The sequence below is a fragment of the Clostridium thermosuccinogenes genome (assembly GCF_002896855.1).
GTDB classification, from domain to species: Bacteria; Bacillota; Clostridia; order Acetivibrionales; family DSM-5807; genus Pseudoclostridium; species Pseudoclostridium thermosuccinogenes.
Genome location: NZ_CP021850.1, coordinates 4610704 through 4625850 on the forward strand (window position 1 = coordinate 4610704; position 15147 = coordinate 4625850).

Consider the following 15147-nt stretch of genomic DNA (forward strand, 5'->3'; position numbering starts at 1 on the left):
GATTAATGAATATTAAAAAGGAATGGTTTTTGCAATATGCATAGGAACCATTCCTTTAAATTTTATTTGGGTCAAGCCTGAATTTCCTCGGCTTGTTTCATTGTCTTGTGTGCTTTTATATATTTCCATTTGCCGGACCGATACCGGAGATATACGATGGCGGATCTGGAATACTGGTCAAGAACAAGGGCTACCCATGCTCCTATGAGCCCCCAATGAAATATATTGACGAAGATATAGGCCACTACCACACGGAAAACCCATATTCCAAAACCGGATGCATATAAAGGATACATTGTATCCCCTGCTCCCCTCAGAGCTCCTGCCAGGGAAAGCTGCGTGGACTGACCGGGCTGGGCCAATGCCAGGATTTTGAGTACGGTGCCCGCCATGGCTGCGACAGTCAGATCTGATGTATACAACCTTGCCAGGGGATGGGAGAATAGGATAAACATCAATCCCATGAAACAAGCTACGCAAATGGCAATATGATGAATTACGTCGGCATATTTTTTTGCTTTTTCAGCATCATTCGCGCCTAGGCTCTGCCCTACCAGGGAAGTAGCAGCGACTCCGAAAGCCATGCTCGGAGAAAAAGTCAAGCCGCTGATGTTAATGCCTATCTGATGGGCGGCATAGGCATTGGTACCTAGTCCTGAAACCGTCCTGGCAAACAGCATAAGGCCGCTTTGGATGATGGTTTGCTCCATCGCCGATGGAAAACCAATAGAGAAAACCTGTTTTATAATTCTCCGGTCAAGCCGGTAGCTGCCTTTAAAAGATAAGGAAATGACAGATTTATCCGAAAAATATACCACATACAGAGCCGCCAAACAAGCTAAAAACCGAGATATGGTTGTGGAAGCCGCCGCTCCGGCAACGCCCCATTTCGGAAGGCCGAGCTTGCCATATATAAGCAAATAGTTGCCAAGAACATTTATCAGGTTGCTGCCTATATTATACATCATCGGGAGCTTTGTCTCTCCTGCTCCACGCAATGATGCCGTTACTCCCATGGTGACAGCCTGAAACAGCAAACCGGAAGAGACAATCTGGAAATATCGTGTGGCGTATTCTACAGTGTCGGCTTCAGCACCCATGAACTTTACTATACTCCGGGCACTTAAAATTCCTACGGTGCTCATGACTAATCCCAGTATGGCATTTGCCACCAGGATTTGCCGGGTTACCGCAGAAGCTTCTTCTTTGTTTCCTGCTCCTATATTCCATGCCACCAGGGTGGTGGTACCCACATTTACTGCAGCAAATATTGCCAGTAAAAGATTGAAAGGCTGAATGGTAAGTCCAACGGAAGCTATGGCTGCCGGGCTTAGCTGCCCAACCATCATCATATCCACCATGCCAAATAAGGTAGACATAACCAGTTCAAGAAAAGCAGGCCATGTAATGGAAATTATATTATGCCTCATTTCGGAGATGTTTTTATGATTGTCCCTGTTCTTGTTACTTAACAAAAAATGCAAAGGAAAATACCTTCTTTCTATAGACTTTATGATGCACAATGACGGAAAGAATCAGTGCAATTTTAATATATAAAGCAGACTCTATCAATTGAAAGTCCTCCATGGCTTAACCTTTGATCCTGGTATCAATCACCATAAATGTCTAGCATTATTATTTTACTATTGAGCATTGATAAGTTCAAACATGTTACATAACCAAAAAAATTGTTTTTCGGAACATAGGTGGCATATTCTTGGAAATCAGGAGGTATTGCATGAAATACTTCGATATTATCTTTATAAATCCACCGGGACCCGGAACTTCGAAAAAGCTTTGAGAAGCAGCCATAACCCGGATGAAGCATTTTTCGGCAGAGGGTGGAAGCTAGAAAATAGTGTGTTAAAAAATTAATAATATTGTGATAAAACACCAATAATAGGGTATAATATAAGAGGGTCTATGTATTGACACAAAAAAGTGGGTAAATTATAATACATACTGTACTGCTAAAAGTACAAAGGGGGAGAATACATGAATATAAGAAAATTCGTAGCAACAGGCTTATCACTCATAATTGCCGCCGGTCTTATGGCAGGCTGCGGAACATCAAACAAGGACACAGGCAGTGAAAAAACTCAGGCAGGAAAATACGCAGATGGAGTTTATTTTGCACAACAGGATCAGTACGATGAAAGCAGCGGTTGGAAATCCATAGTAACTCTGGAAGTAAAGGACGGAAAAATTACTAAAGCTGACTGGAACGCCCTCAGCATTAAAGGAGGCGACGACAAGAAAACGGCCTCTAAAAATGGTACTTACGGTATGAAGGCAAAAGGTAATGCTTCTGCAGAATGGCATGAGCAGGCAGAAAAGGTAGAGGCATACCTGATAGAGACTCAGGATCCGACAAAAATAAAATATTCGGATGAGGAAGGCCATACCGACGCAATATCAGGCGCTACAATACATGTAAATGATTTCTTTGAACTGGCCAAAAAAGCTCTGGATAACGGACCGCTTGCAAAAGGACCATACAAGGACGGATTCTATCGTGCTGAAGCAGATGATTTTGATGCTAATTCCGGATGGAAGGGCACGGTGGATATAACTGTTGTCGGCGGTAATATTGTAGCTGCAAACTGGAATGCTGTACATAAGGATGGCGGCGACGACAAGAAGACGGCTTCTATAAAGGGCGATTACGGCATGAAAGCAAAGGGTAATGCTTCTGCAGAATGGCATGAGCAGGCAGAAAAAGTAGAGGCATACCTGATTAAAACCCAGGATCCGAAAAAGATAGAGTACTCGGATAACGAAGGGCATACCGATGCAATATCCGGTGCCACAATACATGTAAATGAGTTCTTTACTCTGGCTGAGAAAGCTCTTGCAAATGCTAAATAAAGAAATACCTTGGTACAAATAATTTTTCTATGCGACCATAAGGCTTTAGGTTCTATCCTAAAGCCTTTTTTTATGGCAATATTTTCAGTTTTCCAATGTCAGTGGAATATGCTACAATATAGAAGTATATTTGGGTACTCCGCCGAGGGAGAAGAGCTTTTCCACCGGGAATTAAAATTATGAAGATCGGAGCAGCCGGCAAAGATAACCTACCTTTACGAGGTGCTTGCAAATGAACTTACAAATGATAGAGACAAGATTTATACTCCTTCTTGCAGGGACAGCGGCAATATTCGCTGTAATTACTCTTTTACTGCATATCTTTTTCAGGAAGCGAAGGTATATCAAATATATTCCTTGTGTATTTACCCTAGCCTTTGGAATATATAACTTTGTGCTGGCTTTTACGGTGGAGACCGTCGGTTTTAACGATATTGGGAAGGCGATATTAGGGATAATATCCATGGTAGGATTTACAGCAAGCCTTGTCAGTGCCGTGTTATTTGATATTTTTGCTTTTAAAAAGTAAATATTATAAAAGTACAATAAAAATTGAGCAAGTACATTGAAAATATTTTCTGGATAAATTATAATCAAAAAAGAAAACTGAATATTTACGTTTCAGGTGCTGATAATGATCCTGAAGGAGGATCATATATCGCTTAATAGGGAAGTTGGGTGTAAGTCCCACGCGGTCCCGCCGCTGTAAAAGAGGAATCTTCATATGATACCACTGGGCAACCGGGAAGGATATGAAGGTGATGATGCTTAAGCCAGAAGACCTGCCTGAAAATGCACACCGTTAACTCTACGGGCGATAGAGGGTGTCGGCGATTAAAAGTTTCATAAAAGAAAGCTTTTTAATAGGAAGGTTTCTTAAAAGCTATTTGTTTGCTGATGGAATCAAAACCTCTTAGCCTGTAGTGGCAAGAGGTTTTTTTATACTTATTTTTTATATGCAGAAAGCCATTGTGCAACAGCATATTAAACAAAAAAAGAAAGCGGGTGAAATTGTGAAAGGTCTGGTTCACATATATACCGGAGATGGTAAAGGGAAGACGACGGCTGCACTGGGACTGGGAATGAGGGCATATGGCAGTGGACTTGTTGTCCTCATGGTACAGTTTCTAAAGAGCATGGAAACCGGCGAGAAGAAAGTGATTGATGAATTTTTGCCGGGGTTCAAAATGCACAGGGGAAAAGGAGCAAGCAAATTTACCTGGGATATGACCCCCGATGAATTGAAGGAATTGAAGGCCGAAGTGCATGATCTGTTTAAGTATGCTCAGGACGCGGCCTTAAAGGGAGACTGCGATCTTCTGATACTGGATGAAATATTGGGCTGCATAGCCGGAGAATTCCTTTCAGTAAGGGAAGTAACGGATTTCCTGAAAAATAAACCGGAGGGGCTTGAGGTTGTTTTGACCGGAAGAAATGCGCCCTCTGAGATTATTGAGCTGGCGGATTATGTTTCAGAAATTAAGTGCATAAAGCACCCTTATCAAAAAGGAATTCCGGGGAGAAAAGGCATAGAGTTTTAAAAAAGCGGATTAACAGAAGCAATTCGGAAGAAAAGCGAGCATGATTATCATTAAAATCAGCAATAACATACAAAAGGAGAGATTTTAAATGAAAAGGATAATATCATTATTAATCGTAATTATGATGACGGTAGGGATTGTTGCCGGCTGCGGACAGAATGCAGGAAACGGCACGATGAATGAAAAAAGCAGCGAAAGCAGCGTAGCACCGGAAAACACCGGGGAAAGCCAGGATGGCAGTGATCAGTCAGCCGGTACTGCTGAAAATCAGGAGGAGGCTGTGACTGATGAATTCCCTCTGACAGTGAAGGATGCCGGCGGGTTTGAGATGACTATAGAAAAGAAGCCGGAAAAGATAGCTTCCCTGACCTTGGGAACCGATGAAATGCTTCTTTCTCTTGTGGACAGCAGCAGGATAGTTGCCCTGTCCAGCATGGCAGATATGGAAGGAACCTCAAACATTGTTGAGGAAGCGAAAGCGTTTCCCAATAAAATATCATCCCAAAGTCTTGAAACTATAATCAGCTTGAGTCCGGATCTCCTCTTTGCATCCAGCTGGACCGATGTCAATTTGCTTGAACAGCTCAGGGATGCAGGTATAGTAGTTTACTGCTATGAATCTCCCAATAGCATTGACCAGCAAAAGGACACCATAAGAGAAATCGCCAAACTGGTGGGAGAGAAGGAAAAGGGTGAAGAGCTCATTGCCTGGATGGACCAGAAGCTAAAAGAGGTTGAGGATAAGATAAAGAGCCTCAAGGAGGATGAAAAGCTGTCAGCCCTTTATTATGACAGTTCAACCTATACCTATGGGAAAAATACTTCCTTTGATGATGTTGTTACCAGAGCCGGAATGAGAAATGTGGTTTCAGAAGCCGGACTTGATGGTTGGCCTCAGATTTCCAAAGAGGAGATCGTAAAGCTGAATCCTGATGTAATAATAGTACCTTCCGTATCATGGACAGAACAAACGCCGGAGGCTTTTGCCGAAGAGCTTAGAAAGGACCCGGGCCTTAAAGAAGTAAGTGCAGTCAAAAACAACAGGGTCTTTATAATATCCGATGCCCATAGATCCGCCATATCCCAATACATAGTCTATGGGGTGGAAGATCTGGCAAAGGCAGCATATCCTGATCTTTTCAAGTAAAAGCAAGGCGCTGAATTCTTCCTATATCCTATAGTACTTGGCCTTAGGATAAAGGCTCAACATATAAAAGCCAGTTTTTTAACTCATTGATATAGGAATAATAATCAATTAAAATTAAGAAGCGATCTAAGTTTTGATCTATCAACAGAGATTATATCACAAGCTTCCTTTATCCTATGATAAGGAAGCGAGGACATTAAATAGTTGATAGGGTTTTAATCGCAAAAAGGCTTCATTGAAAACCAACAACTTCAAAAATAAAGTACATTGAAGAGAGGGTAATTGATTTGAAAAAACCCCAGAAAAAATTTATAATTGCGATGCTTCTGGCACTGATGGCGGTGGTCGTATTTGCCACCGCCGTAGGGGCTGTATATGTTCCTTTTGCACAGACTGTAAAAATCATACTTAAAAATTTTGGCTTAATAAAGAATGTTGAATTCCAATCCGGTCAGGAATCCATCATATTCTACATACGGTTTCCGAGAGTCCTGGTAGCGGTGATGGTGGGAGCAGCTCTTGCAACTTCCGGAGCGGTGATGCAGGGAATATTCAGAAATCCTATGGCTGATCCCGGTACGCTGGGCGTTTCCAGCGGAGCCAGTCTCGGCGCAGTTGTTGCAATAGCGTTGGGGCTTACTACCAGAAGCCTGTATGTGATGCCTGTTTTTGCTGCTGCCGGAGCTCTGACAGTAGCTTTTGTAATATTCGTGTTATCCCTCAGGAGTGGCAAAATATCGCCCCTTACCCTTATTCTTTCAGGAATAGCTGTAAGCATGTTTGTGAATGCCATTACTTCCGTCGTGCTTTCCTTTGCCAGAAGCGACCAGATTAAAGAGTATATATTCTGGACGACCGGCGGATTGGGTTCGAGAAGATGGGAGCACCTTGCTATAGGTATTGGTCCCATACTGGTATGCGGTGCATTGCTGTTTCTTTTTTCCAGGGAACTCAATGTTCTCATGCTGGGGGAGGAAGAAGCATACGCTTTGGGGCTGGACCCTTCTAAAGCAAGGAAGATAATGTTGTTTCTTTCTTCCATAACTACTGCTGCTGCTGTAAGTGTCAGCGGCAATATCAGCTTTGTGGGCCTTATTGTTCCCCATATCATGAGGTTGATCGTGGGGCCGGATCATAGGGCGCTGCTGCCTGCCAGCGCGGTGGGAGGAGCGTTGTTTCTGGTTTTGTGCGATGTGGTGGCAAGGACTGTGATACAGCCTGAAGAAATTGGAGTGGGAATCATCACTTCCCTTCTGGGTGCTCCATATTTTCTGTCCCTTCTTATAAAGACCAGGAAGGAAGGTGCTTTATTGTAATGGTGGACAGCAAAGGACAAGCAGTAGTGATAAAAGACCTTCATTTCAGGGTTAACGGGTTGGAAATACTAAAGGGTATAAATCTGACCGTTAATAAGGGAGAGTTTGTGGGGCTGATAGGACCTAACGGTGCCGGAAAGACGACCCTTTTAAAATGCATAAACGGCATTAATAAAGCAGAAGGCACTATATTGATAGACGGAACTCCCCTTAATCAGCTTAAAGAAAAGGAAATAGCCAGGAATGTCGCCCTCATGCATCAGGACACATCCATATCCTTTCCTTTCCCGGCTTTGGATGTAGTGCTGATGGGAAGGTACCCCCACTTAAAAAGGATGCAGAGGGAGAGTGCCAATGACTATAAAATTGCTCGCAAGCATATGGAATATACCGATACGCTTAAGTTTGAAAAGAAACCGGTTACTCAGATTTCCGGAGGAGAGAGGCAGAGGGTTATTTTCGCCAGGGTGCTTACCCAGGAGACGGAAATAATACTTCTGGATGAGCCTGCCGCAAGCCTTGACATATCCCATCAGGAGCAGATTTTCAAATACTGCTGTGAATTGATTGCCGCAGGAAAGACAGTTATAGCGGCAGTGCATGACCTGAAAATAGCAGCTCGTTACTGTTCGAAGCTTGTCCTCATTCAAGGGGGAAGAATTATAGCTCAAGGTATCCCGGAAGAGGTGTTGACTTCACAGAATATGTCCAAAGCGTACGGTGTGAATGCGATTGTTTACAGGGATAAAGTCACAGGACAGTTGGATTTTTACCTATACAACGGCCGGGATGATGTCCGTGGAACATCGGTGCATGTGCTGGGGGGAGGGGGCTCGGCTTCCGGAGTTATAAGGGAGCTATTTGAAAAGGGCTACAAGATTTCCACAGGGGTTCTTGCCCATGGAGACAGCGACCTTATGTGTGCAGAAATCTTCGGCATAGACTATATAGCCTGTGAGCCTTTCAGCGAAATATCGGATGAAGCTTTTGCCTTAAATGTGGATAAGATAAAAGATGCCCAGATCACCATTTTATGCAACATGCCTTTTGGAAAGCAGAACATAAGAAACCTGGAAGCAGCTCAGTATGCCAACAGGCTTATTATCATAGAGGATGATCCGCCGGAGGCCAGGGATTTTACCGATGGAAAAGCTTTAAGGCTGTATGGACTTCTGAGACAGAGGGCAGAAGTTGTCCCATCAGCAAGGCTTCATGAAGTGATTAAGATTTTACAGGTTTAGATTTTATTTGCTAAAACGAAAAAAGAATGTTATTTTTATAATTGATTGTGCTTTGCAAGCGTGAGGGATTGTACTGACGAAAATGCCGGCACAATCATTTAATTTTTCAGAATTTTTAAGCACAAACGACCCTTATAAATAATTTCCTGTCCTTTATAGAAAAGCAAAAGGTGTCCCACCTGTGGATTAATTCTTATTATACGCTGGAAGAAGTTTTAATTCCAATATATCGGAATTGAAACGGTAAGGGGCCTATTTTAGTAACAATCAGAAAATCCGTTTTAATCGTAACATGCCAAAGCATAATTAATATTACACAGGACTAAAATTGAGCAAAAATTTAAAGTTATCCACAGCTATCCGCAAAAAATAAGGTATTCACAGTCTTTGTGGATATAAAAACTGTGGATAATGTGTATAAGTCTGTGAATAACCATGTAGGGCTTGTCTTAGATGTGTATAAAATGTAGAAATTAATGCACACTTATCACCATTATGTATACCGGCATCAAAGCAGGAGAAAAGCAGGTTTGTGATATTTTATATAAGAAATATTAATATTATTTACATAAGAATAGACTGTGGATAAAAAGATAACATCCTTATCCACAGTCAAAACTAACTAATATTACTTATTCACAGACTTATGCACACTATCCACAGGATGTGTATCAACAAAATCTACGTTTTATGTTTATATTTTATATGCTAAACGGGTCCTTCTTTTCCGCGCTGCTACTGCTTATTAAGTTATTGCCGATGACTTTTGCCCTTTTTACGATGTCCTTACCGTATTTTGCCCGGATGCTGTCTATAGCTTTTTCCAGGTTTTCTTCCCGAACACGGCTCCCGGAGGTGCTGCTATCCGCTTCCTCCATTATATCGAACAGTGATATCTGTCTTTCCATATCGTCGCTGTCATTAAAGTTATCCAGGCCGATACCCAGCAGCCGTACGGGACGGTGTTTGTCCCAGTTTTCCTCAAGAAGGCTTATGCCCGTCCTGTATATATCCCTTGTGAGATAAGTCGGATTGATGGACTTCTGTCGGGTGATGGAATGAAAATCCTTATATTTTATAGTTATGGAAACTGTCCTGCCTTTATATCCATATGCCCTTGCTTCCGCGCCTACTTCCTCGGAAAGCCTGAGCAAGACAGTTTTGGCCTCATCTATGTCTGTTATATCCCTGGGCAGGGTTGTTGAGCGGCTTATGGACTTGCTGTCATGATGGGGATGCTCGGTCACCGGTGACAAATCTATCCCATTGGCCAGCTTTTGCAGTTCTTCACCCCATTTGCCCAAATTTTTCGTCAGGAGCTTTCTGTCACAGCAGGCCAGATCGCCTATTGTGTAAATAGCCAGGTTTGAAAGTTTTTTCTCTGTTTGACGGCCTATGCCATACATTTCCCTTACAGGCAATGGCCAGATCTTCTCTTTAACATCCTTCTGCCATACTTCGGTTATTCCCAAAGGCTTTTTCATTTCCGATGCCATTTTTGCGAGAAACTTATTTTCTGAAATTCCTATGGAGCACCATAGGTCGAGCTCGTTCATGATATCCTTCATAATCTTCTGAGCGATCTCAACAGGTGTTCCAAAAAGGACTTCACAGCCGGTGATATCCAGCCATGCTTCATCTATGCTGTTTTGCTCAATGACCGGAGAGTATCTCCTGAGAATATTCATCACTTCCCGGGATTTTTGCTCATAAAATTCATGGTCGGGAGGGATGAGAATAAGATCTGGACAGAGTTTTTTTGCTTCATGCACCAGCATGGTAGTTTTAATTTTATATTTCCGCGCTTCGTAATTGGCTGTGAGGATTATGCCGGTGCGGTTTTTAGGGTCACCTGCAACTGCTGCCGGCTTGCCCTTTAGAGCAGGATTCCTGGACATTTCACAGCTTATAAAAAAGGCATTCATATCCACCAGCAATATAGCCCTTCCCATTCAATTCTCCTCCGTATGGCGCATATCAACCTTATGTTCAAGGATTCAGATTTCATAAGCATTAAAGCTTAATTCAAAATAGCACACTTATTTAATAATATAATAATTGCAGACATAATTTCACTGCTGCAATTATTATATCATATGGCGGAAGGGCTATACATTTAAAATAACTTGACTATATTGTAAACCGAGCTTAGGACGAGCCAGTTTTGCGGGAAGAAGCTGCCAATGGTCCAGTAGCTTATACCTCCTACTCTGAATTCATTTGCCAGTGTAAGCTTTGCCAGAATGCTCCTTGCATCTTCAAACCATACCTCATGTCTTCTGCCGTTCTCATCATAATAGTTGAAGAAAGGTGCCTGGGATATGGTGTCATACTGTATTACGGCGCCCACATTTGCTGCGAGGTCAACAGCACCTGTATTGGATATGGTCCTGGCTGCGGTTCCGGGAGTAAAAGGCAGTGTCCAGTTGTATCCGTAATTCGGTATGCCCATGAAGATTTTATTCCGGGGGATCGCGGTTACAGCATAGTTTAGAACTCTCCTTATTTCATTTATTGGGGCAACAGCCATAGGAGGACTATATGTGTAACCCCATTCATAAGTCATTATTATGACATGGTTTACAAGAGCTCCATGTACTGGGTAATCATGGGCTTCATAAAGTATGCCCTGCTGGGTAGCCGCGATTTTAGGAGCTAAAGCAGTTGCTATGACATAACCAAGAGGTCTTAAAGCTGAGGTTATTCTTCTCAGGAAGTTATTGTAGCTTTCCCTGTCATAGGGATAGATATATTCAAAATCTATAGCCAGTCCGTAGTAATCCTTCTCACCTAAAATTCTTGTGACGTTGTTTATAAGGGCGTCCTGGGCTTCATTATTCGTTAAAATCGAGTGGGCGATATCGCTGCTGAAGCCGCCACCTTCTTCTATGTTTGTTATTACCATCATTGGAGCAACATTAGCCGCATAGGCTGCCTGTATCAGGGCATCATCATCGATGGTTCTTAAAGAGCCGTCGGCATTTACTTCGTAGCTGAATATGCTCAAATATGTCAGATAGGGAAGGGTCCTCCTGAGTACATCCATATTGATGTTGGGAAAAGCATATCCGTTAACCTCGATGTTTCCGAAATTGATGGTTCTGGGCGGTATTATTATTACCTGGCCCACAGATATGGAAGCAGGATCCGTTATCCCGGGATTTGCTGCCAGAAGAGCATTTACGCTTGTGCCATACAGCCGGGCTATCGTGTATAAGGATTGCCCCGGAGCAACCGTATGCCTGCGCTCTCCTTCCAAAATTACAAGTGTTTGTCCCACAACAAGCCGGTTTGGAAATCTTAACTCATTGTCAGCGATAATTTTGGACGCCGGCACGCCATACTGCCTTGAAATGGTGTATATACTTTCACCGGGTCTTACTACATGAATAATCAAGGAAATCACCTCGTTTCCCAAATGTGTGGATTCATAATATGCAATATTTCAAGCTTAAGTATGAATAACTGCCATAAGCCGGTTAACAATTCCTTTGGTCGTCGTTGGGAGTCTTTCTATAGAAGATTTGAACGGGCGTCCAGCAGATTACCGGCTTCTAATTCAATATATGCTGGTTTACTTAAAATGGTTACCTGAGAAAGGAGAGATGCAAACAGGTCGGAGGAGGATGGACAAATTCATCAACAAAAATATAACAAATTACCCACAAGGTAAAATTAACTAAAATGAATTATTCACAGACTTATACACATTATCCACAGGGATATAAATCCACAAAACAGCTGTTTTGTGGATTTATATCCCTGATTTTCCTTTAAGTTTCCGTAAGTTTTACATTCATCACAGCTTTAGATGGCCTCTTGTTTTTTTGCCCCATATGCCATCGGCACCGGATACAGTTATTCTTGATATCTGTTCGGGAGTGACGAAGGTTCTTGAACTGGTGAGGGCTACTTTTTCTGCTACAATTGCCGGATCTAAAGCGTTGATCAATATCCTTCCCGGTGAACTGGCAAAATTGGCTCCTGCGTTCATAATACCTTCATAATAGGACTGGCATGCACCTGCGAATATGCATAGTTTATCATCATTGGGCTCATATTTTCTGGCTTCTTTAACGGATTGTATATAATATTTTGAGTTCCTGTAACTGTTTATGGAATTAAGATCCACAGATCCTTTTTTTATACCGTCGTGGCCGGTAACGACAAGAATATCGGGACGGTATCTCTCCAGGGCGCCTCTTATAAGTTCCGGCTGTCTGCTCTCTTCCGCGTGGATGCTTGTTGCATGAAGACCTGCCTTTTTGTAATTCTGCATGCACATATCTATAAATTCCCTGCTGGAATCTATATGCAGAATTTTACCGGCTCTTGCCCGGAAGGGGCTGTATCTTAAGAGGGGATTGGATCGCCTATACTGTGGTACATGCCGCGTTGCCATTATTACATTTCTTTTCATGCTTTCAATGGCGCTTCTATAGGTTTGCTTTATGAGATCATTTTCATCATCAGTGTCTGCCTGGATTCTATGGAGAAGGCCCCGCAAAATATATACGGGTTTCCCATTGGAACCAATTTCTATTCTGTCAATTACAAAAGATATATCTGCGTTATAAGATTTCCTTGCAACAATGTCTCCTATTTTTAAGCTATTCACATTTATCACCCCCTGTTAGTTGACATATTACATACTATGCAGGGGAGGCCAATAAGGATATTGGTGTGATAAAAGAACTCAAAAAAAGTTTTACTGTTCCGGGTTATTCCGTCAAAGCATTGATATTCCTGCGTTACCAATAATTTTGTATGGAAATGATGCATAAATCCTGTTAGAATGGCATGGAAAACAGCCGAATCTCCACAATGGAGTACGGAGGATATTTTACCTGGGGTGAATCCGTTCCTGATATGGGATGCAAGCGGCAGTATATAATAGATTTCTGCTTTATTAGGCATGCATCATTGCTTAGCATTTATGCCGCTTCCAAGGTCAGGGATGGTAGGGTACCTCATCCCGAACCCGTCAACTAACTCCGGAGGCGAAAGGGGGAAAAAATGTAATGTTTAAGAAAGGCAGATTAAAAACTTTATTTTCTGCGGCATTTGTGTGCTTCGGACTGTTGGTGATAGCACCGGGTGTGGCTAATGCTGCATCCTACAAAGTAGTGAAGGGTGATTCGCTTTATACCATAAGCAAGCTCTTCAATACTTCGGTCTCTGCAATCCAGAGCAGTAATAATATAAAAGGAACAGTGATATATCCGGGACAGGTGTTAAATGTGCCTGCTGCGACGTATACCGTAAAAAGCGGGGATAGCTTATATCTAATAGCAAAAAAACACGGGATATCTCTTGATTCCTTAAGGAAAGCCAATAATAAGTGGGATGATATGATTTATCCGGGACAAACCCTTATTATACCCGGAACATCATCAACTTCTGCAGGGACTTCCTCAGGAACTTCAACATCCGGAGGAAATGGCGCAAAAGCTGTGGTTTCCTACAGTGAAAGCGACGTAGACCTTCTGGCAAGGCTTATAAGAGCGGAGGCAGAAAGCCAGCCGTATGAAGCTCAGGTTGCTGTTGGTGCTGTTGTTATAAACAGGGTGCAGAGTGATGAATGGCCGAATACTATAAAAAGCGTAATATATCAGAAGATTGGGAACTACTATCAGTTCAGCCCGGTAGAGAACGGGTGGATTAACAGGCCGGCAACGGATGAATCCAAGAAAGCAGCTTATGCGGCTTTGTATGGAAGTGATCCAAGCAACGGCGCCATATTCTATTTCGATGACAGCACAACGAATAAGTGGATATGGTCGAGACCTATAGCAGCAAGAATAGGCAGGATGGTATACACATACTAGACTTGCAAACAGGTAGAGTATGAAACAGGGAGAGCCGTAAAGACGCTTAAATCGCGGAGCCGGCCTCCCTTGTTACATATTATCGTTATATTTACGGTATAAGGCTGCCCATTCATTATCACAATCGGATTTGCCTGTACTGTACGGGAGTCAGCCCTTCATATTTTTTAAATACTCTGGAAAAGTGATGTAAGTCATAAAATCCTACATCGTTTGCTATATCATGAATTTTTCTGTTGGTCTCAAGAAGCAGTTTCTTTGAAACGGATATCCTGTGAAGATTAATAAATTCTGTAACGGAATGCCCGGTCTGTTTTTTAAAAAGCCCGCTTAAATAAGTTGGCTGCAAATGGACATGGTTTGACAGGTCTGTTAAAGTGATGCGGTTCATGTAATTGCTCTTTATGTAATCCACCGCCAGCAAAACCTCGTTGGACCTGATATTTTCGGGAAGCTGGCTGCATTTCTGCCTGTAAAGGTTGATAAGAAGGTCGGTAAAGATGGATTTGATGACGGAATTGAATCCTGCCAGCTGCCTCTCCGTTTCATTGATAATCCTGCGAAACAGCATATGCACATGGCTTGAATTGCTTATGGCAATATGCTCAGGAAACTCCACAACCGCTTTATGATATTTTACGGGCTTTAAAGGTATGGTTTCGTAGTAGGCTTGCTTAAGCATCTGCAAGTCATCTGCAGGTTTGGACACATATAAATCAAAATGCATGCACAGGAATTTGAAAGGGGTAGTGAGGGATTTCCCCGAATGGAACACTTCCGGTTTGAGGAAAATCAAATCATTGGGGGACACTTCATATGTCCTGTCCCCAATCACAAACAGGCCCTCCCCTTCGGTTATAAAAATAAGCTCATAGTCGCTGATTTTTCTTCTGTTGAGCTCCCAGGGGCTGTAATATTTATCTTCGGCGCAATATCTTATGTAGGGGATAAAATGAGTATACTTTGAATAGTTTTCCTCATTAACCACTATGGATAACGGCATGGAATTTCCTCCCCCGAATTTTATTTTACTGCTGCGATCAAATCCATATAATTTAGTAACCAATTCAGTCAATAGTTTGCCTGATGGTTATATGCTTTGAATCCTTTTGCAAAAGCAATAATCCATTTCAATTAGCAGAATTCAAACTAATTTATATAAGCAAGTAGCCATCGTCCAATCAATGCAGTTTAATTTATCGACAT

12 protein-coding genes and 2 riboswitches are annotated in these 15147 nt (G+C 42.3%); of the genes, 7 read left to right on the plus strand and 5 right to left on the minus strand.

From position 1 onward, the window contains the following. Positions 1-71: 71 nt before the first annotated feature. A complete protein-coding gene (locus CDO33_RS20110) occupies positions 72-1430 on the minus strand; it encodes an MATE family efflux transporter (RefSeq protein WP_103082231.1) in 1359 nt (452 codons plus the stop codon). Positions 1431-1995: 565 nt separating this feature from the next. Between CDO33_RS20110 and CDO33_RS20115 the strand changes: the two genes are divergently transcribed. From CDO33_RS20115 to CDO33_RS20140, 6 genes are all read left to right on the plus strand, one after another. Beyond that, entirely contained in the window at positions 1996-2868 is an 873-nt protein-coding gene (locus CDO33_RS20115; protein ID WP_103082207.1) for an FMN-binding protein, read from the plus strand. A gap of 232 nt (positions 2869-3100) precedes the next feature. Further along, complete coding sequence (locus CDO33_RS20120) at positions 3101-3397, plus strand: hypothetical protein (RefSeq protein WP_103082208.1); 297 nt, start codon at positions 3101-3103, stop codon at positions 3395-3397. 77 nt (positions 3398-3474) lie between these two features. Continuing rightward, a riboswitch (cobalamin riboswitch) is annotated at positions 3475-3672 on the plus strand. Between the two features lie 209 nt (positions 3673-3881). Beyond that, positions 3882-4409, plus strand: coding sequence for a cob(I)yrinic acid a,c-diamide adenosyltransferase (locus CDO33_RS20125; protein ID WP_479690683.1), 528 nt, complete (start codon positions 3882-3884; stop codon positions 4407-4409). Positions 4410-4497: 88 nt separating this feature from the next. Further along, the gene (locus CDO33_RS20130) at positions 4498-5556 is read left to right on the plus strand and encodes an ABC transporter substrate-binding protein (protein WP_103082209.1); all 1059 of its coding nucleotides are present in this window, start codon (positions 4498-4500) and stop codon (positions 5554-5556) included. A 287-nt stretch (positions 5557-5843) separates the two neighbouring features. Continuing rightward, positions 5844-6872, plus strand: coding sequence for a FecCD family ABC transporter permease (locus CDO33_RS20135; protein WP_242973928.1), 1029 nt, complete (start codon positions 5844-5846; stop codon positions 6870-6872). Beyond that, entirely contained in the window at positions 6872-8113 is a 1242-nt protein-coding gene (locus CDO33_RS20140) for an ABC transporter ATP-binding protein (RefSeq protein ID WP_103082210.1), read from the plus strand. The genes CDO33_RS20135 and CDO33_RS20140 overlap by 1 nt, the downstream gene beginning before the upstream one ends. A gap of 701 nt (positions 8114-8814) precedes the next feature. On the opposite strand, the gene CDO33_RS20145 is transcribed toward CDO33_RS20140, so the two are convergent. From CDO33_RS20145 to CDO33_RS20155, 3 genes are all read right to left on the minus strand, one after another. Beyond that, on the minus strand, positions 8815-10065 hold the full coding sequence (locus CDO33_RS20145; protein WP_103082211.1) for a DNA polymerase IV: 1251 nt from the start codon (positions 10063-10065) through the stop codon (positions 8815-8817). 164 nt (positions 10066-10229) lie between these two features. Continuing rightward, on the minus strand, positions 10230-11510 hold the full coding sequence (locus CDO33_RS20150) for a glycoside hydrolase family 18 protein (RefSeq protein WP_103082212.1): 1281 nt from the start codon (positions 11508-11510) through the stop codon (positions 10230-10232). A 402-nt stretch (positions 11511-11912) separates the two neighbouring features. Next, positions 11913-12731: a sporulation peptidase YabG gene (locus tag CDO33_RS20155; RefSeq protein ID WP_103082213.1), complete on the minus strand. Its 819-nt coding sequence runs from the start codon at positions 12729-12731 to the stop codon at positions 11913-11915. A 181-nt stretch (positions 12732-12912) separates the two neighbouring features. Then, a riboswitch (cyclic di-AMP (ydaO/yuaA leader) is annotated at positions 12913-13131 on the plus strand. Positions 13132-13134: 3 nt separating this feature from the next. Between CDO33_RS20155 and CDO33_RS20165 the strand changes: the two genes are divergently transcribed. Continuing rightward, entirely contained in the window at positions 13135-13941 is an 807-nt protein-coding gene (locus tag CDO33_RS20165) for a LysM peptidoglycan-binding domain-containing protein (protein WP_103082215.1), read from the plus strand. 118 nt (positions 13942-14059) lie between these two features. Here the strand turns inward: CDO33_RS20165 and CDO33_RS20170 are convergent, their stop codons facing one another. Next, positions 14060-14944 carry an AraC family transcriptional regulator gene (locus tag CDO33_RS20170; protein WP_103082216.1) on the minus strand — a complete coding sequence of 295 codons (885 nt, stop codon included), beginning with the start codon at positions 14942-14944 and terminating at the stop codon, positions 14060-14062. Positions 14945-15147 lie beyond the last annotated feature (203 nt).

Coding starts and splice junctions, on each gene's coding strand:
- CDO33_RS20115 (WP_103082207.1), top strand. CDS start 1,996: ATGAATATAAGAAAATTCGTAGCAACAGGCTTATCACTCATAATTGCC.
- CDO33_RS20140 (WP_103082210.1), top strand. CDS start 6,872: ATGGTGGACAGCAAAGGACAAGCAGTAGTGATAAAAGACCTTCATTTC.
- CDO33_RS20130 (WP_103082209.1), top strand. CDS start 4,498: ATGAAAAGGATAATATCATTATTAATCGTAATTATGATGACGGTAGGG.
- CDO33_RS20170 (WP_103082216.1), bottom strand. CDS start 14,944: ATGCCGTTATCCATAGTGGTTAATGAGGAAAACTATTCAAAGTATACT.
- CDO33_RS20145 (WP_103082211.1), bottom strand. CDS start 10,065: ATGGGAAGGGCTATATTGCTGGTGGATATGAATGCCTTTTTTATAAGC.
- CDO33_RS20165 (WP_103082215.1), top strand. CDS start 13,135: ATGTTTAAGAAAGGCAGATTAAAAACTTTATTTTCTGCGGCATTTGTG.
- CDO33_RS20110 (WP_103082231.1), bottom strand. CDS start 1,430: ATGAGGCATAATATAATTTCCATTACATGGCCTGCTTTTCTTGAACTG.
- CDO33_RS20120 (WP_103082208.1), top strand. CDS start 3,101: ATGAACTTACAAATGATAGAGACAAGATTTATACTCCTTCTTGCAGGG.